General features: G+C 68.3%; 16 protein-coding genes and 4 pseudogenes. 9 read left to right on the top strand and 11 right to left on the bottom strand.

The window, feature by feature from the left end:
* Positions 1-288: 288 nt before the first annotated feature.
* A complete protein-coding gene (locus AB0I23_RS21040; protein ID WP_359111203.1) occupies positions 289-690 on the bottom strand; it encodes a hypothetical protein in 402 nt (133 codons plus the stop codon).
* A gap of 21 nt (positions 691-711) precedes the next feature.
* Between AB0I23_RS21040 and AB0I23_RS21035 the strand changes: the two genes are divergently transcribed.
* The 3 genes and pseudogenes from AB0I23_RS21035 to AB0I23_RS21025 form a co-directional block, all read left to right on the top strand.
* Positions 712-1,860 (top strand): hypothetical protein, encoded by a 1,149-nt coding sequence (locus AB0I23_RS21035; protein ID WP_359111201.1) that lies wholly within the window; start codon positions 712-714, stop codon positions 1,858-1,860.
* A 316-nt stretch (positions 1,861-2,176) separates the two neighbouring features.
* Positions 2,177-2,419, top strand: coding sequence for a hypothetical protein (locus tag AB0I23_RS21030; RefSeq protein ID WP_359111199.1), 243 nt, complete (start codon positions 2,177-2,179; stop codon positions 2,417-2,419).
* Positions 2,413-2,670, top strand: a pseudogene (locus tag AB0I23_RS21025) (transposase); the annotation flags it as partial. The gene AB0I23_RS21030 and the pseudogene AB0I23_RS21025, both read left to right, overlap by 7 nt.
* 669 nt (positions 2,671-3,339) lie before the next feature.
* Here AB0I23_RS21025 and AB0I23_RS21020 read toward each other — a convergent pair.
* The 4 genes and pseudogenes from AB0I23_RS21020 to AB0I23_RS21005 all read right to left on the bottom strand — a co-directional run.
* Positions 3,340-4,773 carry an arylsulfotransferase family protein gene (locus tag AB0I23_RS21020; RefSeq protein WP_359111197.1) on the bottom strand — a complete coding sequence of 478 codons (1,434 nt, stop codon included), beginning with the start codon at positions 4,771-4,773 and terminating at the stop codon, positions 3,340-3,342.
* Between the two features lie 1,125 nt (positions 4,774-5,898).
* Positions 5,899-6,609, bottom strand: coding sequence for a hypothetical protein (locus tag AB0I23_RS21015; RefSeq protein ID WP_359111196.1), 711 nt, complete (start codon positions 6,607-6,609; stop codon positions 5,899-5,901).
* A 146-nt stretch (positions 6,610-6,755) separates the two neighbouring features.
* A complete protein-coding gene (locus AB0I23_RS41730; RefSeq protein WP_436846973.1) occupies positions 6,756-6,992 on the bottom strand; it encodes a transposase in 237 nt (78 codons plus the stop codon).
* A gap of 12 nt (positions 6,993-7,004) precedes the next feature.
* Positions 7,005-7,369: pseudogene (locus tag AB0I23_RS21005) on the bottom strand (DUF2267 domain-containing protein); the annotation flags it as partial.
* A gap of 114 nt (positions 7,370-7,483) precedes the next feature.
* Here AB0I23_RS21005 and AB0I23_RS21000 point away from each other — a divergent pair.
* Positions 7,484-7,774, top strand: a pseudogene (locus AB0I23_RS21000) (ATP-binding cassette domain-containing protein); the annotation flags it as partial.
* A gap of 509 nt (positions 7,775-8,283) precedes the next feature.
* The gene (locus AB0I23_RS20995) at positions 8,284-9,048 is read left to right on the top strand and encodes an SDR family NAD(P)-dependent oxidoreductase (RefSeq protein WP_359111194.1); all 765 of its coding nucleotides are present in this window, start codon (positions 8,284-8,286) and stop codon (positions 9,046-9,048) included.
* A gap of 167 nt (positions 9,049-9,215) precedes the next feature.
* Here the strand turns inward: AB0I23_RS20995 and AB0I23_RS20990 are convergent, their stop codons facing one another.
* On the bottom strand, positions 9,216-9,824 hold the full coding sequence (locus tag AB0I23_RS20990; RefSeq protein ID WP_359111192.1) for a TetR/AcrR family transcriptional regulator: 609 nt from the start codon (positions 9,822-9,824) through the stop codon (positions 9,216-9,218).
* A gap of 196 nt (positions 9,825-10,020) precedes the next feature.
* Between AB0I23_RS20990 and AB0I23_RS20985 the strand changes: the two are divergent.
* Positions 10,021-10,308 (top strand): annotated as a pseudogene (locus AB0I23_RS20985) (IS701 family transposase); the annotation flags it as partial.
* Positions 10,309-10,484: 176 nt separating this feature from the next.
* Here the strand turns inward: AB0I23_RS20985 and AB0I23_RS20980 are convergent.
* Positions 10,485-11,510 carry a hypothetical protein gene (locus AB0I23_RS20980; protein ID WP_359111190.1) on the bottom strand — a complete coding sequence of 342 codons (1,026 nt, stop codon included), beginning with the start codon at positions 11,508-11,510 and terminating at the stop codon, positions 10,485-10,487.
* Positions 11,511-11,751: 241 nt separating this feature from the next.
* Between AB0I23_RS20980 and AB0I23_RS20975 the strand changes: the two genes are divergently transcribed.
* Positions 11,752-11,910 carry a hypothetical protein gene (locus tag AB0I23_RS20975; RefSeq protein ID WP_359111259.1) on the top strand — a complete coding sequence of 53 codons (159 nt, stop codon included), beginning with the start codon at positions 11,752-11,754 and terminating at the stop codon, positions 11,908-11,910.
* A gap of 65 nt (positions 11,911-11,975) precedes the next feature.
* Here AB0I23_RS20975 and AB0I23_RS20970 read toward each other — a convergent pair whose 3' ends face one another.
* Complete coding sequence (locus tag AB0I23_RS20970; protein WP_359111188.1) at positions 11,976-12,992, bottom strand: hypothetical protein; 1,017 nt, start codon at positions 12,990-12,992, stop codon at positions 11,976-11,978.
* A gap of 637 nt (positions 12,993-13,629) precedes the next feature.
* On the opposite strand from AB0I23_RS20970, the gene AB0I23_RS20965 reads away from it, so the two are divergent.
* Together AB0I23_RS20965 and AB0I23_RS20960 are read left to right on the top strand one after the other, a co-directional pair.
* A complete protein-coding gene (locus AB0I23_RS20965; RefSeq protein ID WP_359111186.1) occupies positions 13,630-16,005 on the top strand; it encodes a beta-N-acetylglucosaminidase domain-containing protein in 2,376 nt (791 codons plus the stop codon).
* 100 nt (positions 16,006-16,105) lie between these two features.
* Positions 16,106-16,735 (top strand): DUF2264 domain-containing protein, encoded by a 630-nt coding sequence (locus AB0I23_RS20960; RefSeq protein WP_359111184.1) that lies wholly within the window; start codon positions 16,106-16,108, stop codon positions 16,733-16,735.
* On the opposite strand, the gene AB0I23_RS20955 is transcribed toward AB0I23_RS20960, so the two are convergent.
* From AB0I23_RS20955 to AB0I23_RS20945, 3 genes are all read right to left on the bottom strand, one after another.
* Positions 16,725-17,093: a hypothetical protein gene (locus AB0I23_RS20955; protein WP_359111253.1), complete on the bottom strand. Its 369-nt coding sequence runs from the start codon at positions 17,091-17,093 to the stop codon at positions 16,725-16,727. The two genes, AB0I23_RS20960 and AB0I23_RS20955, sit on opposite strands and share 11 nt — an antisense overlap.
* 8 nt (positions 17,094-17,101) lie before the next feature.
* Positions 17,102-17,359, bottom strand: a complete 258-nt coding sequence (locus AB0I23_RS20950) for a hypothetical protein (protein WP_030936061.1) — start codon at positions 17,357-17,359, stop codon at positions 17,102-17,104.
* Between the two features lie 279 nt (positions 17,360-17,638).
* A complete protein-coding gene (locus AB0I23_RS20945) occupies positions 17,639-18,682 on the bottom strand; it encodes a LacI family DNA-binding transcriptional regulator (protein WP_359111182.1) in 1,044 nt (347 codons plus the stop codon).
* Positions 18,683-18,813 lie beyond the last annotated feature (131 nt).

Raw genomic sequence — 18,813 nt, 5'->3', positions numbered from 1 at the left:
CTTGCCTGTGTAGCCGAGCTGGTGGCCGTGGAGGTAGGCCGCGGCGTGCGGGGTGTCGGGGTGGACCAGGGCGACGGCGACTAATCGGTGCCGTGGTCGTCGCCGGGGGATGCGCGCGCTCGATGAACGGGCCGACCCTCACGGCGACGTCCTGGGCCTTGCCGGGCGTCCAGGGCTCCGGGTCGCGCACGGCAGTGAGCATCGCGCGGAACTGATCGACCACGGCCTGGTCCTCGGGGGAGGGAGTGGTGCCGGGTGGGGTGCCGCAGGGACGGAACAAACGACGGATCATCGGGCGGTCTCCTGCTCGGGGTTGGCGGTGCGGGTGCTGGCGGACGTCTTGAGCACGCGCGGCAGGTGGACGTGAAGGTGCTCGACTTCGACCTCGCGGCCGCTGTCGCGGACTTCGCGGGCAAGGAGTTCGGTGAGTCCGCATGCCCTCTTCCGGACAAGGACCGATGGAGGGCTGGCACGCAGCGGCCCGACTAGGTTGAGCGCATGACAAGCCTCGATCACCCCCAACTCTCCGGGCTGGGGCGGAACCCAACAGCCCCTCAGGACGTCCTGGTACGCCTGGCCACACACACGGCCGGCCGACACGGGATATCGCTGCGTCACGGGCAACTGGAGGACGCCGTTGTCGAGGCTCTGCTGACGCACGGCGACGACATCACCGCGGTGGGCCTTCACGGGGACCGGATCTCCCCGGAGATGCGCCGAAGGATCGCCGAGCATCCCGATCCGGCGATCCGTGATGCGTACACAGACTTTGTCCGCGACATGGTGGACCGCAAGGTGCCGATCGGCATCGATGACCTGGAGGAAGCCTACGGCCAGCCTCGGACGGCACTCGTCAGCGCGCCCGGTCCGAGCCTGCGCGCCGCGGTCGCGCGAGCCTGGCACGACCGGCCTCTCGCCGTGCAAGTGGAACTACTCGCCGACCCGGATCCGCAGGTCCGTGCAGCCGCCACCGAGCACAGGCAACCGGGTGTCCCGCCTGAGTGGAGGGAACGTTGCCTTACCGACCCTGCCGTGCGCGTCAACGTGGCGCGCTACGTCCCGCTCACGTCGGAGCAGTTTGCGCAGCTCATGCAGATCGAGGAAGAGGAGGTCCATCAGGCTGTCGCCGGGAACCCTCATCTATCGGCAGAGATGGTTGCCCGGCTACTGGACATCGTCGACCCGCTCGTGCGGGTCGCGGCGGCGCAGAGTCGCCATGTGGACGCCGAAACCCGGGGCCGACTGTACGCGCTCGTAGAAGCCGAACGCGCGGATGGAAGCATCGAGGCCGAGGTGGCTCTGAACTGGAACTTCGCCGAACCGGACTGGCTGCGCGAAGCGCCCCTCAACGAGCGGATGACCTACCTGGACAGTCGGTACACAACATTCCGGCGCGTACTGGCCTCCTGCCATGACCTACCTGAAGAGGCATGGCGTCAGCTGGACAACGACCCGGAACTCGTGGTTCGTCGTGCTGCTGCCCGCCGGCCAGACACACCACCGGAGATCCTGGAAGGGCTGGTACGCGCACACGGCGACGTGTTCCACATCCGACCGCTACTCGTCGACCACCCCAACTTCCCCCGACACGTGCTGCGGACGTTCATTGACGAACCAAGCCCGAACGTGCGCTACCTCGCCCTGCAAGACCCAGAACTACCCGTCCCAGACCTTCAGCAACTCGCCGCCGCTGCCGAGTCCTTCCTGCGCCGAGGGGTCGCCCGTCACCCCAACATCACGGACGTGTTGCTGGAGCAGCTGCTTTCAGACCCGGATCCCCAGGTCGCCGACGATGCCGCTGCCAACTCCGCGCTGCGGCCGACCCAGATGTATCGAATCCTCACTACTGCAGGCTTGTGACCCCACGAGAGGATCAGGCCCGGGCCCTGTGTTCTCCCGGTTCTCGCGGAGGGGGAGTGTCATGAATCAGGCTCTGCCAAGATTTTCGTAGCCGTTGATCGACTTTGCGGTTTCGGCCTCGGCAAGTGCCTTGGTGGGGGAGGCTGGTGGCGTGTGATGTCGAGTTGACGGCGCTGCTTCCCCAGCTGGCTTCGGTGTTGGTCGAGGCGGTAGAGACAGGCGACGGCCTGGTCAGGATCACGGTGCGGACCGCCGCCGGGATCTCGGTGGTCTGCCCGGACTGCGGGCAGGAAGCGCGTGGGAGCACAGCCGGTACGTGCGGCATGGCGCCGACGAGGCGATCGGCGGGAAACCGGTGGTGATCGACGTGTCGGTGCGCCGCTTGTACTGCGAGAACCCGGGCTGTTCCAAGACCACGTTCGTCGAGCAGGTCCCGGGGCTGACGGTGCGCTACCAGCGGCGTACCCCGTTCCTGCAGAAGGTGATCGCGTCGGTCGCGACGGCCCTGGCCGGCAGAGCCGGGGCCCGGCTGTTGCCTTGTCGTGGGCGAGCATGCTGACCTGCTTGTTACGCATCCCCCTGCCCGCGGTAGCGATGCCCACGGTGCTCGGTGTGAACAACTTCGCACTGCGGCAAGGCCACCGCTACGCCACGATCCTGATCGACGCCGAAACCCGCGCACGCGTCGAGGTCCTGCCCGACCGCAAGGCCGAAACCCTGACCGCCTGGCTGCGTACTCATCCCGGCATCGAGGCGGTCTGCCGGGACGGCGCGGCGGGCTACGCGCAGGCCGTCACCGACGCGCTGCCCGGGGTGCCGCAGATCGCCGACCGCTGGCACCTGTGGCACAACCTCGGCGAAGCTGTTCTCAAGGAGGTCCACGCGCACGCCGGCTGCTGGGCGAAATGCGCGCCGCCCTCCCAGGCCCGGGTACGCGAAGAGACCACCCGCGAGCGCTGGCACCAGGCCCACGACCTGCTCGGCCAGGGCGTCCGCCTGCTGGAATGCGCCCGCCGCCTGCAACTGGCGCTGAACACCGTCAAGCGCTATGCATACGTCCCCGAGCCCGAGCAGCTGAAGAAGGCCCCGCAGTACCGGCCCACCCTGGTCGGCCCCTACCGCAACCACCTGCGTCGCCGTCGCGAGGAGGATCCCGCAGTGAGCGTCAGCCAGCTCCTGAAGGAGATCAAGAACCTCGGCTACCAGGGCAGCTCGAACCTCCTCTACCGCTACATCAACCAAGGGCGTGTCGAGTCCAACCGCCCAGCCGTCCCGCCCCGCCGCTTCAAGAGCCTGCTCTGCACCGCCCCCGATCAGCTGAGGGACAAAGACCGCGAGCTCGTCACGGCCCTGACCGGTTCCAGTACTTTGGCGTACCATTTGCCGTCGCGTTCGTCGGCATGCATTCCCGGGTGGGGTCGGCGGGTGGGATCAGGGTGTGGCGCGGTCCCTTCAGCCATGCCGCGACTCCTTTCTGGTCTACCTCGTCAACCGTTGGCTGGAGAGCGTCACGACGTGGGATGTCCCAAGGACTTTGCCCTGCGCATTCAGCGCCTTTACCTGGAAGTACGGTCCGGAGGCATTCGTGGTGACGGCTGTCTCGAATCCGGACCGTGGGACGTGTCTGACAACGACCGACAGGGCGTGGGGGTCGGACCCGGCGAGTACCTGCCATGCTCTGGTCTGCGTCGAGCCGTTCCAGGAGGCGTAGACGACGCTGCCCCCGCCGTCGACCCGTGCCGCGGCACTCGGGGGGTAGTACGGCGTGCCGATCCATTCGTTCCGGAACGCTCGGTACGAGATGTTGGAGCCCGGCAGCTTCGCGTCGTAAAGCCGGTTCTGCGAGCCGTTGCCCTGGATGTTCCCCGCGCCCGCGTACTCCGAGTAGTACGGGCTTTGACCCCATCCAATGAATTCGTTGCCGTTGGAAAGGGCCTGGATGTTTCCCTGGGTCGGCGACTCCAGCGGTGGCTGGTGGTAGTAGGTCCTGTCCACGGTCGCCTTCCGGCTGCGGAAGTCGAGGTTGAGGATCAGGCCGTGCGACACCTGTTCAGGGGCGCCGTCGGGCAGGTCGCAGCAGCCGTCGTCGAACATGCTGATCCGGTTTCCCGGCCGGAATCGGGCATCATGCTGCCAGAAGAAGTCCGCGTTCGGGCCGAAGGTGAAGTCGCTTTTCTTTCCACCGAGTTGCCAGCGGATCCTCCCCGATCTCTTGGTGACGTCGTAGATCGCCCACATGTTCCGGGCCGAGATCAGCAGCCGACCGTCAGGACCCTCGTCGACCGAGTTGATGTGAAAGGCATCCCACACCCCGTCGGACGACGACGCACTGGAGACCGGCTCCTCGGAATCCGCGGGGTCGAGGTGGTCCAGTGCGTTCCACGAGAAGAGGAGTCTGCCCGTGGCGAGGTCTACCTCCTGGACCTCGCTGTTCTCGATGGCTCCGTTCTTCGGACCCCCATAGGAAGTGAGATCCATGGGCACCGGTTTGGAAGCGATGAACAGCGCGGTGCCCCTGCGGGTCAGAGTGAATTCGTGCTCGTCCGGGTAGTAGCCGTGATGCGCGAAAACGGTCTTGATCAGGCGGTAGTGGGTGTCGTAGATGTAGTAGCACCCGCCCGGTTCGGGCGCACCGGCCGGGAGGTTCGTATACGCCGGGGGAAGCGCGAGGGTGCCCTGCCACCAGGTCAGCACCGGTTGTCCCCAGCCCCTGCGGCCGTCGTAATAAGTCTGGACCTTGAAGTCGGCATTCTGGAGGTTCGTGGAGGGCAGTGGGCGGAACCAGACCGGATCACCGGAGTTGTCGTTGATCAGTGCCCCGGTCTGGCCGACCATCTGGTCCGCGCTGAACGGCGCGACAAAGATGTCCCCGCGAGCCGTCCCCGGTTTGTTCGCCGTCACGGTCACCCGCATGGGGTGAAGGCCCGGCTCGGAGACGAAACTCCACACGTCGCTGCCCGACAGGATTGGTGGCGGAGTGCTTTCCGACGGAGGGAAGGGCGTCGTCGCGCACAGGCGGGACGCGCCCCCTTGCGAACTCGCCGCGGCCGAGGGCACGCAGCTTGCGACGACACACCCCACAACGAGCACACAGGCACCGACCGTGCGACGCGTCCTTCCTCGTGTCCGGCGAGCCCATGGCTCTCGTGTCGCCATTGCCGACCTCCTTGGCACCCGGAACCCTTCTCCGATGGCGGTGCCGCTCGTCTTCGAACGTCTTGTTCGGTTCGCCCCTCCGACCCGGAATGGTCAAGACCGGGAGGAGTTGTTCCCCGGGTGACGGTAAGCAGCAAGGACCGCCTGCAACTGCTCAAAGCCACGCCGGTAGACCATTCGGCAGGCGTGATCTCACCCGGACACACGCCAGAGCCACGCAGGACCCGTGAGGCGTTAACTCCGCAACGGAGACCACCGGATCCGGCGAGTAGCAACCCATGGCACACCGAACCGGCCCCCGGAAGGCGCAGGTCCCGCCAGCAGAACCGACCCGAGACGTGTAAGCCGGCGCCCATCCGACGCGACAGCCGGACCACCAGACTAAAAGCCGGCTTGTTACGGGTGGCGGCCCAGTCGATGGGCCGATCGGGGATCCCCGCGAGTTCCATCACGGGCCGCTGCCCGGCGGTCGGGTAGCGGGGCACGGTCGCCAGATCGAGCGCGCGACAGATCTCTTCCAGGAGGCGTTGGTTGTAGAGCTCTGAGAGGGCGACGGCGTACTCGAGGAACGGGCGGGTGTGCAGGGTGCTGGAGGCCCGCAATTGGAATGGCCCGTTCCGTCGTGGCGACCTGCGCGTTCTCGGCATGTCTCATGCGCGGGCCACGGCGTCTTGTCTCACGATCTTGGCCCTTTGCTCCGGGGCAACGAAGTATGCGATGGCGTTTCCATTGTCCTGTCGTAGCGCAGCTGGCAGATTCTCACTCGGCCTCATCCGCATTGTCGGATTCTCACCATTTTGCACGCCAAGTGAAGTGAACGTTATCCGGGTGATCTTGACTGCTGGCAGCGCTTACCACCTGATCTTGTTCGGTCCCGCGAGGCTACTGCTGATGGGCGGCTGGTCGCGCGAGAGCGAGTCCGCTCCACCGCTCCAGTTCGTCCGCGTGGCTGCCGACCGCCGTCGCCCGGGCGACCGCTACGGCCTCCTTCGGTGTCGGCTCACCATGGCGGGAGAGCAGCGCCAGCGGCCAGGCCGGAGTGCCCGACTGCTCACCGTCGAAGGGGTGCCAGTCCCAGGCCGCATCGAACCGCCAGGCGCGCCCGTTCCGGTCGGCAACCTCATCACCCGGTTCGAGGAAGGCGTACGGACGGAAGAACAGCTCGATGCGTATCGGTTCACCGCCGGCCGGATCGATCGCGTAGCCCTGGTCCTCAAGGTCAGGATCATGGGTCTCACCCTGCTGCAGGACCTCGAGGTAGGACGCGGGCCGGGGCAGCATGCCGGTGACCAGGGGCGGATCGAAGCGATGGACCGCCTGGACGTGCACCACGGTCGCGGGGATTCCCACCAGGCAGGTATCGCCCGGCTTCAGTGCGGTCTCCGCCGGTTCCGTTCGGAAGAGCTCCCACTCGCGGGCCGCTGGCGTCGGAAGCGCCCTCTGGCCGTTCCACCTGATGTTCTCGGCCTGCGAGTCCACCTCCAACCACGGCCACCGCACGGACACGTAGTAACGGGTGACCCCGGTGACGGCGGTCTCAGTGAACGGGCACTCCAGCAACAGCACGTCACCGGGCCGGTAGTCGCAACTCATGGACGCATTCTGCATGCCCTCACTGACAAGCGACCGAACGAGTATCCGGTGTTCCGGGGAGGCGGCCCGCAGCGCGCGCCCCCTTCCACGAGAGCCAACTCGTCTGAGAACAGCGCCCGGCGTCATTCTCAAACCACCTGGCAACCTCACAGGTCAGCGACCCACCAGCTGCCACCTCGAATCGGACGGGACCTCCATACCGTCTGCGAGGGGCCGAACACCTCGCGGGCTGATCTCTTCATGGGAATCCCGGTGCGGTACCAATAGATGATCCCGTTGATGATGCAACGGTGGTCGGCGAACGGGCGCCCTGCCTTCCCATCGTTGCAAGGAAGACAGGGCGCCAGGTGTGCCCACTGGTGCCGGCCAGTAGGACGGACCACGATCAGTCGGCCGCGGTCCAGGAGGCCGGTGCCGCCCACGTGGCCGACGACGGCGAGGACGGCTCCGGTGTCCCAGCGGGCGGTCGCAAGGGTGCCGCCGGTGCGGGTGGCAAGGCCCTTGACGAAGCCCCAGCCGGTGAGCTCTTGCCGGTCGGGGATCTGGCTGGTGAAGACGCGGGCGGCCTCGATGGGGAGGCAGGCGGCGAGATCGACGCGTTCGTCACCGGTGAGCTGACGGCCAGGGCCGCCAGCACGGCACGTGTGACGTCCTCGGCGCGCTCCCGGGTGGGATACGCGCCCCCGTACCGGATCCTTTCGAGCATCTGGTGAAACGTCATGCCGGGCCCGGCAGCGGCCGGTTCACGCAGCGAAAGCATCGCAGAGTGGTTGCCCTTCTCGTCAAGGGAAGGTGTCGCCGACGGGCAGGGCCGACCAGGTGTGCGGTGGCCGGCCCTGCTGATGTGGTGCGCGGGTCACGCTCTTCCGACGCGGCGGACTTGGACAAACCCGTCGACCAGCTGTCCGTCGGCCAGCGCCGGCGGCTCGCACTGGCCCTCCTGGTGGCCCGTCCGCCCCAGTTGCTGCTGCTCGACGAACCCACCAACCATCTCTCCCCGCGCCTGTGCGACGAACTGGAGGAGGCCTTGAGGACCGGCCCCGGCGCGATCGTCCTCGCGAGCCACGACCGCTGGCTTCGCCGACGTTGGCAGGGGCGCGAGATCCGATTGGAGCCGGGACGCGGTCAGCGGGAGAACGCGGCGGCGGCCCGTTCCCGGTCCTGACCGAGGGCCAACCCGGCGCTCACTCGCCGTCGTCCCCGCCCTCGGCAACTGGGTCGGAAGCCACACCAACCACTGCGCAACGTCATCGACCACGCTGAGGACGGTGTCCGGTCCCTGACCAGTCACTGGGCCGACGGCTGCACGGAGGCGGCCCCACTCGTGTCGGCTGTCGCGCGAGGCGGCTGCTGGATCCCGATCGCCCGCGACATGGTCACGCCCCTCGACGGCATGGTCACCGGTGAGCCGACTTTAACGCAGACGGCGCGACGCCTTCACGGTTCTGCCTGCGCCCCTGCGGTCAGGGACCACTACCCACCCGAGATCACTGACAGCCCGGCCGCCACCGGCTCCCGGAGGCGAGGCACTGGAGAAATTTTGGACTTGCTAGTCCAGTATTTCCGTCGCACAGTGGCGCTTACGCCCTGGCTGTCAGGGCCCCGTTCGGTCGAAGGCGGCGCGCGGTTCGGCCGTTCGGGCTCACAGTGGAAAACCAAGCAACGGAGTGGATCATGTCGATGCGGCTTGAGGGCAAGACCGCCCTGGTGACCGGAGCGACCAGCAACATCGGGCGGGCGATCGCGGAGGCCTTCGCCGCCGAGGGGGCGCACGTCGTCGTCTCAGGCCGCAGCGCCGAGCGGGGCAAGGAAGTCGTCGACGGGATCCGCGCACGCGGCGGCCGTGCCAACTTCGTGCAGGCCGACCTGGACGGCAGCGCCGTCGCCTCGCGGACACTGGCCCAGGAGGCGACGCAGGTCCTCGGCGGCCGTATCGATGTCCTGGTCAACAACGCCGGCATCTACCCCGGCGACACCACGGCGGCTACTGACGAGAAGACCTTCGACCGGGTCTACGCCGTGAACGTGAAGGCCCCGTTCTTCCTGACTGCTGCCGTGGCGCCCACCATGGTGGAGGCCGGCGGCGGGGCGATCATCAACTTGGGCTCCTGGATCGCGCGCCTGGGCGTTCCGATCGGTGCCCTCTACAGCTCCACCAAGGGAGCCGTGGAGACGCTGACCCGGGCTTGGGCGGCGGAGTTCGGGCCGCAGGGCGTACGGGTGAACGCGATCTCCCCGGGCGTGGTGCTGACGCCCGCACCCGGAGAGGTCCACCCCGGCGAGATCATGATGAAGGGCACCCCTGCGGGCCGGGTGGGCACCCCCGACGCCATCGCGAACGCCGCCGTGTACCTGGCCGGTGACGAGTCCTCATTCGTGCACGGCATCGTGCTCGACGTCGACGGCGGTCGCACCACCGTCGCCGTCATCGCCGGCTGACGCACGGCATGGACCCGGGGGTGCCCAGGAGGGTGGTGGTTTCGATGAGCTGCCTGCCCCGTTTCCCCGTCCGGCCGCGAACGTGCCACGCGCAGGGCAGGGGTGCTGCGGCTGGGCACGATCGGCGCCCGGCCTGAGGTTGGGCGTGTGATCCAGCCGACGCCAGGTCACACCACGGCGCAGCCTGCGCGCCGCAGGTCCGCGATCCCTTGATCGAGAGCGGCGCGCAGGTGGGTGGACTGCCCCGTCGACAGCAGGATCGACACGCCCCCTTGGATCGCGGCCAGCAGCGCCGCAGCCCTCATGTCGACATCGAGCTCGTCGGGAAGCCGGCCAGCCGCCTGCATCGCCCTGATGCCCGCCGCCAGGCTCTCCTGCCAACGGCACATCAGCTCGATCACGATCGCCCGCGCCCCGGGGGTCGAACGCCCGACCTGAAGGAACAACGACCCGAGCGGACACCGGTCCCCCTGCGCTTCGTAGCGCTTGATCACCACGTCCCGCCACTGCTCCCATGCCTCCCACGAGTCGAGGCAGCCCAGATAGGGCTGCTGGTCCTCCAAGACTCGATCCGCCTCGAACTGGGCCACCGCGACGAGGAGTTCATCCTTTCCGGATGGGAAGTAGTGGAACAGCTGGCTCTTGCTCGTGCTGGTCCGCGCCATGATGTCGTCCAGCGTCGCCGAGGCAACGCCCTTCTCCCGCAGCACCGCCGCAGCCCCCTCGACGATCCGGCTCCGCGTCGTCTTCCCCTTTGCCGTGAGCTCGCCACGCATGCCACGCACCTCCTCAAAAATGGACCGTCCAGTCCATTGTATTGCGGCATCCTACTGCGGCCGACAGGGACGGTTCGAAAGTCCGTACCCCGGTCCACCTCCTCGAACAATGCCGCCGCTCGCGTGGCGGTGCCCGAGGCCCAGCGCCCGGTGCTGAGCAGCCCCAAGACCGCAACGCCGAGGCCCAGCCGCCGACCTCGTACGCATCGCCGGCTGCCGCTGGAAGGTCGAGGAATGCTTCCAGAGCGCGAAGAACGAATGCGGCCCGGACCAGTACGAAGTCCGCCGTTACGTGGGCTGGTACCGGCGCATCACACTCGCCATGCTCGCGCATGCTTTCCTCGCCGTCCCGGCCAGTCAGGAACGGGAAAAAGGGGCACTGAGCGGGACACACCCGACCTCGTGGACCTCACACCGGCCGAGATTCGACATCTGTTGGCAGGTGGACCCCACCGCCGTGCTCCGGACCGCAACCACGCGATGACGTGGTCCCACTGACGTCGCCGCCACCAAGCACGGGCCCGCCGTTGCCACTACAAGCAGCGCGGCCACACGTTCGTGGGACGGCCCGGCAATGACCGCTCCACCCCCGTTCCAGCCCGCTACACTTCCCACGCCCAAGCCGTTGACCAGCACGAATGAAGAAGTCCGGCTGGAGTACTAGCCGTCCTCCCTGTCCGGGTTCTCGTAGCTCGTGAACCAGTGCCGGTCGAAGTAGCACGCGGTGGAGTACGGGTGTTGCGGGTCGGTGAGCAGGCAGTGGATGAACTCCGCGGTCGAGCTGTCAAACCGGTCCCACTCCCTGTGGTCGTCGCCCGTGACGAGGATGGACCACCGGTCGGGGGCGGCGCCTTCGGTGAGCCAGTAGAACGAGGTCCGCTGCTCTGTGCTCGCCCACTGCAGCAGGCCTCCCGGGGCCGGGTAGAGGCGGTACGGCTCCCATGGCCCGCCACCGTCCTCTGCGGCCGTCCGGGCCCAGAACTCGTTGAATTCGACGAGGTCGAGGCTGCCGGGCGGGCCGTCGGGAACCAGGAGGCCGAGGTAGTCGTCGAAGTCGCCGTAGCCGAACCGCTCAACCAGTTCCTTGTAGTCTCCGGGCAACACTGTCCCGAGGCGGGACTCGACCGTCGCCCAGTCGACAGCGGTGCCGCCCCGCTCCCGTGTCCATCCGGTGACGGCGACGACCTGGTCCACCCAGGACGTCTCCTCCGTTGGCCCGTACGGCCGCTCCTTCGGTACGGCCTTCGCCGCCGGCTGCTGCTGCGATGTTTCGACCTGCGTGCCCGGCTGCCGAGGTGCCGCCTCCGCGTCCGGCTGCTGCTGTACGGCCTGCCCGGCCACCAACACCACCGGCCTCACCACCCCGTCGGCGCGGACCGCACCGCAGCCGATCCACCAGTCGGCGTGCTTCCACGCGCGCATCTCGGCGACCTGGTCCCCGAAAGGGGCGAGGAGCGGTGCGCCGGTGCGTCCGGTCACCGTCGGATCGACGTACCCGCCCATGGCCAGGTTACGCAAACGCCCGTACCGGGCGGTCAGTTCCTTGCTCAAAGCCCTCAGATCGACAACCTCGTCCGCCGGCAGGCAGACATGGTCCGCACCATGACCGGCCCGGCCGCACACCACGTCTTGCCGGTTGTGAGCCACCAGGGTGTGAACGGCAGCGAGCAGTTCCTGTTCGTCCATGACCGGGCAGTCAAGCACGGACCTGTGACACCACGCCGCTCCGTGCGCCCTCGGGCTCGTTACGGGCGGCTACCCGATCCAGCGGCGGCCGGGGTGTTGCGGTTCAGGGAGGAACGCGACCCGGCCGTGCTGGCCCAGTTCGTGCAGCTGCGGGTGGTGGAACGGGAAGGCGCCCCACCGGCCCGTACCACGCGGCCACCGTGAGCAGATCACGGTCGACGGCGAAGACGAGCCGACGGCCGTGAAGCTGGGCGTATGGGTCTCCAACACCAAATCGAGGCGCGACAAGCTCACCCAGGAGCAGTTGGCCGCCGTCGCCGCCGAACTCAACGGCCGCCCACGCAAAACGCTCGGCTGGGAAACCCCAGCCGAGCGCCTGCATAAACTGCTCGCAGCCTGATCAACACAACCACGTGTTGCGACGACTCCTGGAAACCGCCCGCTCTCCGGGCCCCTTCGTAGTGCTTACTCGGACTGCTGAGGAGCCAGGGCGACCCAGGCGTCGCCGGGGGCGGATTCGGTGCCGTCGGCGTGGAGCGCCGTCACCCAGTAGAAGTGCGTGGTGCCGGCGGTGGCCGTGGTGTCGGTGCACGACAGGCCGGTGACCGGGTCCGCGGTCAGCGGCTCGTACGCGGCGGTGGCCGGGTTCCAGCGGTGGACCCGGTATCCGGTGATGTCCGTCCGGTTGTACGCGGAGGACAGGTCCCAGTCGAGCTGGACCGTGCCGGCGGCGGGATCGGCCTTGGCCTTGACGGAGACCAGCCAGTCGGCCGGCGTCTTCGCGGTGGGCCGCAGGTCGTACTCGGTAACGGTGGTGTGCGCCGTCTCGTAGGGGTCGCCGGCCACGTTGTGGACGGAGTTGCCCGAGGTGTCCAACGCGTCCACGAAGTACGTGTGGTTCTCGCCGTCCTGGAGGTTCTCCGTGTCGACGAACCGGGTCGTTCCCGGCTTGGTCTGTCCCACCCAGGTGTACTCGGTGCCGTCGTCCTTCGTGCTCTTCCGGAATACGCTGTACTGGGCGAGGTCGGCGGCCGGGCCGTCCTCCCAGTCCAGGACCGTGCCGTACTCGGTGGCGGTGGCCGTGAACCCGGTGACGGCCGGCGGGGCGGTGCCGTCACGGTAGGAGAGCGAGTGGGCAGCGGACGGCCCCGACTCCCGCCCGAGCGCGTCGACGGTGGTCACCCAGTACACGTAGAAGCTTTCGGACGGGCTCGGGGTGACCGTGGTGTCGGTGCAGACGTACGTGTGGCGGATGCCGTAGGCGGTGTCGGTGAGCGTTGGGGCGCAGGGCACCACCCGGGAGTCGACGACGTCGAACGTGCCGGTCGCGTCGTCGAAGCGGCGCTCCTCGCGGTGGACCCGGAACTCCGTCGGTGCGTACGGCGACATCTGCCAGGACAGGTCGACGCCGCCACCGTCCTCCGGCCGGTTCTGCGACCTGCTGAAGTAGGGCACGGCGAGCGGCCGGGCGAACGACACCACCGACGAGTACCCGGTGCTGCCCGCCGGGTCGGTCGCCGCGACCTACGGCCGTCTCGACGCGATACGCCTCGGGGGATGCCGAACCGGGCACCCGGCCGAGCTGGAGGGCCAGGTCGTGAGGCGCGGGGTGTGGCTTCACCACGATCTGCGGCGACCGGTCCAGATGGCCCTCCTGGACCAACTCGGCTGCCACTGTGCGGGCTTCGTCGCGCAGCCGCCCGGCGGAGCCCAGCACCAGGACGACGCGGGTGGCGGGGCCCGGCCGCCAGCGCCCCGGCGCCGCCGCGACATCGCGTACGGCCGGGATCGTGGGTGTCGCGGATGTGTCCCCGACCCCGGATGCGTACCCTGCGGCACGCCTCACCTCGGCGGCCCCCCGACGCCGCTGAGCAGGGCCGACGTGGTGAGCGCGCCGCATGCTACGGCCGACCTGCGGTTGATCATAGAGCTCTCCCCTTCATCGTGTTTGCCTTGGACTCCGTGGTTTGGCTCCAGCGAAACGTAGCGACTCAAGTGGTCTAATCCAATAGGTCGGACCTGTTGACAGTGAACTGAGTTTCAGCAGTAACCTTTTGCGGTCGTTGCGGTCTAGACCACCTTGGAGATCTTTATGGCACGCCGCAGGATCGCCGCCGGAATGTTCGCAATAGCAAGTGCCATGGTGCTCGGGGTGCTGCCGCACGCCGCCAGTGCCCAGCCAGCCCCGGACGCGGCCTCGGCCGACGCCGGCCCCCTGCCACCGGTTTCCCCCACCCCGCAGTCCATCTCCCGCGCCGGACGCGACGCGACCGTAACGGGCCGGGTGCTCGTGGTCGCGGACGACCACACGGACGCGGCCGCCCGTGACCGGCTGATCCGCGAACTGAAGAAGCACGGCGCCGCGCGCGTCGATGTCGTCGCCCCCGGCGAAGTCCCCTCGGGAGCAGCCGGTTTGCTCACCATCAGGCTTGGATCCGCCGAACGCCCGGACATCGCACGCGCGCTGGGTGACACCGCCGTGTCCGATCACGCCGAGGGTTACGCCCTGCGCGTGTCGGGACAGGCCCCGCACCAGCAGGTCGCCCTCGGAGGCACGGACGCGACGGGCCAGTTCTACGCGGTGCAGACACTGCGTCAGCTCTTCCAACGCCAGGGCGACGACTGGCAGGTGGCGGGCGCACAGACGAGCGACTACCCCTCGATGCCCCTGCGCGGCACCATCGAGGGCTTCTACGGTCAGCCCTGGACGCACGCCGAACGGCTCGACCAGATGGACTTCTACGGCGACGTCAAGGCCAACACCTACATCTACGCGCCCAAGGACGACCCCTACCACCGCGACAAGTGGCGTGACCCCTATCCCACCGACAAACTCGCCGAACTGGGCGAGCTGGTGAACCGGGCCACCGCGAACCACGTCCGCTTCACCTTCGCCGTCTCACCCGGCGGATCGATCTGCTACTCCAACCCCGACGACCGCAAGGCCCTCAAGGCCAAGCTCCAGGCCCTCTACGACCTGGGCACCCGGTCCTTCTCCATCCCGCTGGACGACATCAGCTACACCAGGTGGAACTGCGCGGCCGACCAGGCGGCGTACGGCCAACCGGGGCGCACCGCGGCCGCGAAGGCCCAGGTCGACCTGCTCAACGACCTCCAGCGGAACTTCATCGCCACCCACGAGGACGCCCGCCCGCTCCAGATGGTGCCGACCGAGTACGGCGACCTCACCGACACCAGCTACAAGCAGACGATGCGGGCCACCCTGGACCCGGCGGTCGTCGTCATGTGGACCGGTACCGACGTCGTACCGCCCGCGATCACCAACGAGCAGGCCGACGGCGCCTCGAAGCTCTTCGGCCGCAAGGTCTTCGTCTGGGACAACTACCCGGTCAACGACTACGGCAACACCAGCGGCCGGCTGCTGCTCGCCCCGTACGACAAGCGCGAGGCGGGACTCTCCGAGCATCTCTCGGGCATCGTCGCGAACCCGATGAACCAGCCGTACGCCAGCAAGATCGCGGTCTTCGGCGCCGCGGACTTCACCTGGAACGACAAGGCGTACGACGCGAAGGCGAGTTGGGCGCGCGCCATGGCCTACCTCGCGGGCGGTGACCGCCGGGCCACCGACGCGCTGCTCGTCTTCGCCGACCTGGAACACCTGGCCCCGACCTTCGGCACCACCCCCTGGCAGTCCCAGGCACCCGAACTCGCCAGCCGGGTAGCCGAGTTCTGGAAGGCATGGGACGCGGGCGACCGCACCAGTTCTATCAAGGCGCTGCGCACCTACGCGAGCGAAATCGAGGACGCCCCGGCCGCCATCCGCGCCGGATCGGTGGAGCAGGGCTTCGCCGCCGATGCCAAGCCCTGGCTGGACGCCACCCAGCTGTGGGGCATGTCGATGGTGAAGACACTGGACGCGCTCGCAGCCCGGCAGGCCGGTGACAAGGAGAAGGCCGAGGTGCTGCTCGCCGACTCCGAGGCTCTGCAGAAGCAGGCCCGGGCCGTACGGGTCGATCCGGCGCGCAACACCTGGGGCAAGGCCCAGCCCAAGGTCGGCGACGGGGTGCTCGACTCCTTCCTCATCCAGGCGGACATCCGGCTTCAGCTGTGGGATGCCGCGGGCGGCTCGGAGAACCTCGCGCTGAAGGGCACGGCGAGCGCATCCAGCGTCGAGCAGAACCTCGACCGGCTCTCGGCCCGGTACGTCAACGACGGTCAGCTCGGCACCCGTTGGGCATCCGGCTACAGCGACAACGAGTGGGTCCAGGTGAAGCTCGCCGCCCCCGCCGAGGTCGCAGCGGTAACCCTCGCCTGGGAGGGCGCCTGCGCGACGGAGTACCAGATCCAGACCTCCCTGGATGGGACGAACTGGAGCGAGGCGGCCACCCAGCACCCCGACAGCTGCGGCAATGACGTGATCAAGATCAACTCCGGCAGCGCGGTGCAGTATGTCCGAATGCAGGGCGTTAAGCGGAAGACGACCTGGGGCTACTCGGTCTACGAGATGGGCATCTACGGCTCGCCCGCCGCGTGATTCGGCGGTAGCCGCCAAGGCGTAGTCAAGAGGCAGGAGGGCGGTCCGTCCGAGGCGGACCGCCCTTTTGTGCACCTCGTGATCCGTCGCCGGCGCCGCGGTGTGCGCGGCAGGGGCGGCGGCCGGTCTGGCCCGGGACCGCGCCTGGGCGGCGTTGTCCCCCCAGGCGCAGCAACAGGTCATCGAATGGATGAGCGGGGCTTTCGACATCCAGATCCCGGACAACAACTGGTACTGGTTCCGGATCGCCGTCGGCGAGTTCCTCGCCTCGGTCGGTACTCCACTCACCGACGACCAGTGCGACCAGCTGGAGCGGGAACGCTCCCGACTGGAGGAGTTCCGGGTCGGTGACGGGTGGTACCGCGACGGCCCGCACGTGACCTTCGACCACTACTGCGGCTGGGCGATGCACACTTGCCCCGTCCTCGTCGACCTCATCACTGGTCCTCACGAGGGCACCGTCCCCGCCCACGAGCGCCTGCGCCGCTACCTCGAGGACGCTTCCTACCTCGTGGGTGCCGACGGGTCGCCCATCTTCCAAGGGCATTCGCTCATCTATCGATTCGCCGCCCGCGGCCCCGTGGGCCGGTGCCCTCGCCGGATGCACACCACTCACGCCTGGGCAGACCCGGCGGTTGGCGAGCGGGATGCTTCGTCACTTCGTAGTTGGCACCGCGCAGGGCTCGCCTTGGGCGGCGCCGTCACACGGAGGGGCTGGATCAGGCGTTGAGGTTCAGTACGCGGACCGGCTCGCCCTGCCACCGCTTCGGGGCGGTGGTGGCGATGATCGCTCCGTCGGGGCGGTCGGGTGTGGGCTGCGCTGCGTACTGACTGTGAGCCGCAGCCCATGTTTTCTGCCGGGCGAGGGCCAGGGCCGCGGCCAGGTCCAGGTCCAGGACGGTGATACCCGGCAGTGCGGCAAGGTGCTCGGCTGTGCCGGGCCGTGCGCGGTCGGCTTCGACGAGTGCACACGCCGGGGCGTACAGGAACCAGCCGGATTCGGCGTGGGCTCGGTGGATGAGACGGGAGGCGAGGATGTTGCCCTGACCGGCCGCGGCCATCGCCGTTTCGTCCAGGACGATATGCATGGCGCCGGTCACCGGCTCGTCACCTGGGCCAGGCGCCGGTCCAGCTCACTGTCCAGGTCGTCCTGCTCGGCCGGGGTGGGTGCGTAGCCGTTCCACTCCTTCAGTGCGGCCAGGGCCTTCTCGGCACGCTCGGCACGCTCGGCCGGGGTGAGCATGGTCTCGGCCAGACGAGCCAGATAGGCGCGCAGTGACAGCCCCTCAGCGGCTGCGATCGCGGCGAGCCGGTCCTTGGCCTCTTCGGGGATACGGACATTGGCATCAGACATTGTCGTACTCCTTCCTATTCCTCCAGAGTACGGGTACGTACCCGTACCCGTCACGTCGGCGTGGGTGACCGCCACCCCGAAGGCGCAGCGAACTCCGGCGCCTCGCGCCTCCGGACCAAGGATGCGCTTCCCTCCCCGGCTGAAGCCGGGGATACCCACGCAAGATCAGGGATGGCCCGCATCGCCATGGATGCACCCGGTCGCCGCAGCGTCACTCATCGGCCGATCAGAATGCGTTGCTTCCGTGGGCCGGTGCGGGCTGCCCGGCCAGGGGCAGTCCTACAGAGCCCCTACGGTCGATTCCCGGAGGATGAGCCTGCTTGTCAGTATGACCTGGTCGTCTGCGGGGTTCCCGCCCTCGATGATCGCGCGCAGGGCCCTGCCCGCCGCCTCGCCGAGTTCACGGGCGGGGAGGCGCACGCTTGTAAGGCTCGGGCTCATGTGGCGCGAATACGGGAGGTCGTCGAAGCCGGCGACGGCGAGTACACCGGGGACGCTCACACCGGCCGCGCGGGCGGCCGCAAGGATCCCGTATGCGTGGGTGTCGGTGCAGCCGACCGCCGCGCTGATGCCGGCGGCCTGCCACGCGGGCCAGACTTTCGCGAAGGCATTGGCGGCATCGTCAACAGCGGTGAGCGAGCTGGCCTGATAGCCGGCCTCAAGCCCTAGATCCGCTGCCGTGTCGCAGAACGCCTCACGTCGCACCCGGAAGGTCTCTGCCTCGACGACGCTGTCGAGATAGGCGACGCGCCGGTGGCCGAGGCCCGCGAGATGGCGGGCCAACTCGGCTGCGCCGCCCGCTACGTCGAGGTTGACGGTGGGCCAGGCGGTGTTGAGCCCGGGGGCATCCAGCAGAACGGCCCGTGTTCCGGCGGGAAGGCTCGCGACCAGCTCCGCGTTCGGGGCGTCGATGAGGAAGCCTGCTGGGCGCTGCGAGATCAGGCGGGGGATGCTGGCAGGGTTGGTCGGGCTGCCGGGGTCGCTCACGGACAACAACAGCTCGTACCGATCGCCGAGCGCCGCGCGGGCGGCGGAGATCAGCTCGGCGTAGAAGGGGTTGGTGACGTCCGTTGCGATGAGTACGACCACGGGGCTGAACCCCTTGGAGAGGGAGCTGCCGGCAGTGTCCACCACGTAACGCAGGCGTGCGACTGCGTTCTCGACCTTCTCCCTGTTCGCGGCAGAGACACGCCCGCGCGCTTTGCCACTGACCACGAGTGAGACGGTGGCGGTCGAGACCCCCGCCTCACGCGCGACCATCGCTGCCGTCACGCGCCGGGAGCCTGCGGGGCGGGTGAGCGGACTGCCGTCGGCCGTATCCATGTGCCGCATTGTACTGGGGGCGTCCTGCCCTGCCTCACCATGGGGTGAAACGCTTAACGTCAAACGCTTGACGTCAAACGCTTGACGTGAATCTTTGCCGGTGTCACAGTCGTGTGATCCCCCTGGCCGCC

This window comes from Streptomyces atratus, from assembly GCF_040655115.1.
In the GTDB taxonomy this organism is placed as follows: domain Bacteria; phylum Actinomycetota; class Actinomycetes; order Streptomycetales; family Streptomycetaceae; genus Streptomyces; species Streptomyces atratus_D.
The sequence above is the reverse complement of the archived record's forward strand: the minus strand, read 5'-3'. Positions and strand labels throughout refer to the sequence as shown.

What these genes read in the sequence shown, in the direction of transcription:
- AB0I23_RS21035 (WP_359111201.1), top strand. Translation starts at nt 712, where the DNA reads ATGCGCCGAAGGATCGCCGAGCATCCCGATCCGGCGATCCGTGATGCG.
- AB0I23_RS21020 (WP_359111197.1), bottom strand. Translation starts at nt 4,773, where the DNA reads ATGCGGGTGACCGTGACGGCGAACAAACCGGGGACGGCTCGCGGGGAC.
- AB0I23_RS21015 (WP_359111196.1), bottom strand. Translation starts at nt 6,609, where the DNA reads ATGAGTTGCGACTACCGGCCCGGTGACGTGCTGTTGCTGGAGTGCCCG.
- AB0I23_RS20995 (WP_359111194.1), top strand. Translation starts at nt 8,284, where the DNA reads ATGTCGATGCGGCTTGAGGGCAAGACCGCCCTGGTGACCGGAGCGACC.
- AB0I23_RS20990 (WP_359111192.1), bottom strand. Translation starts at nt 9,824, where the DNA reads ATGCGTGGCGAGCTCACGGCAAAGGGGAAGACGACGCGGAGCCGGATC.
- AB0I23_RS20980 (WP_359111190.1), bottom strand. Translation starts at nt 11,510, where the DNA reads ATGGACGAACAGGAACTGCTCGCTGCCGTTCACACCCTGGTGGCTCAC.
- AB0I23_RS20965 (WP_359111186.1), top strand. Translation starts at nt 13,630, where the DNA reads ATGTTCGCAATAGCAAGTGCCATGGTGCTCGGGGTGCTGCCGCACGCC.
- AB0I23_RS20955 (WP_359111253.1), bottom strand. Translation starts at nt 17,093, where the DNA reads ATGCATATCGTCCTGGACGAAACGGCGATGGCCGCGGCCGGTCAGGGC.
- AB0I23_RS20950 (WP_030936061.1), bottom strand. Translation starts at nt 17,359, where the DNA reads ATGTCTGATGCCAATGTCCGTATCCCCGAAGAGGCCAAGGACCGGCTC.
- AB0I23_RS20945 (WP_359111182.1), bottom strand. Translation starts at nt 18,682, where the DNA reads ATGGATACGGCCGACGGCAGTCCGCTCACCCGCCCCGCAGGCTCCCGG.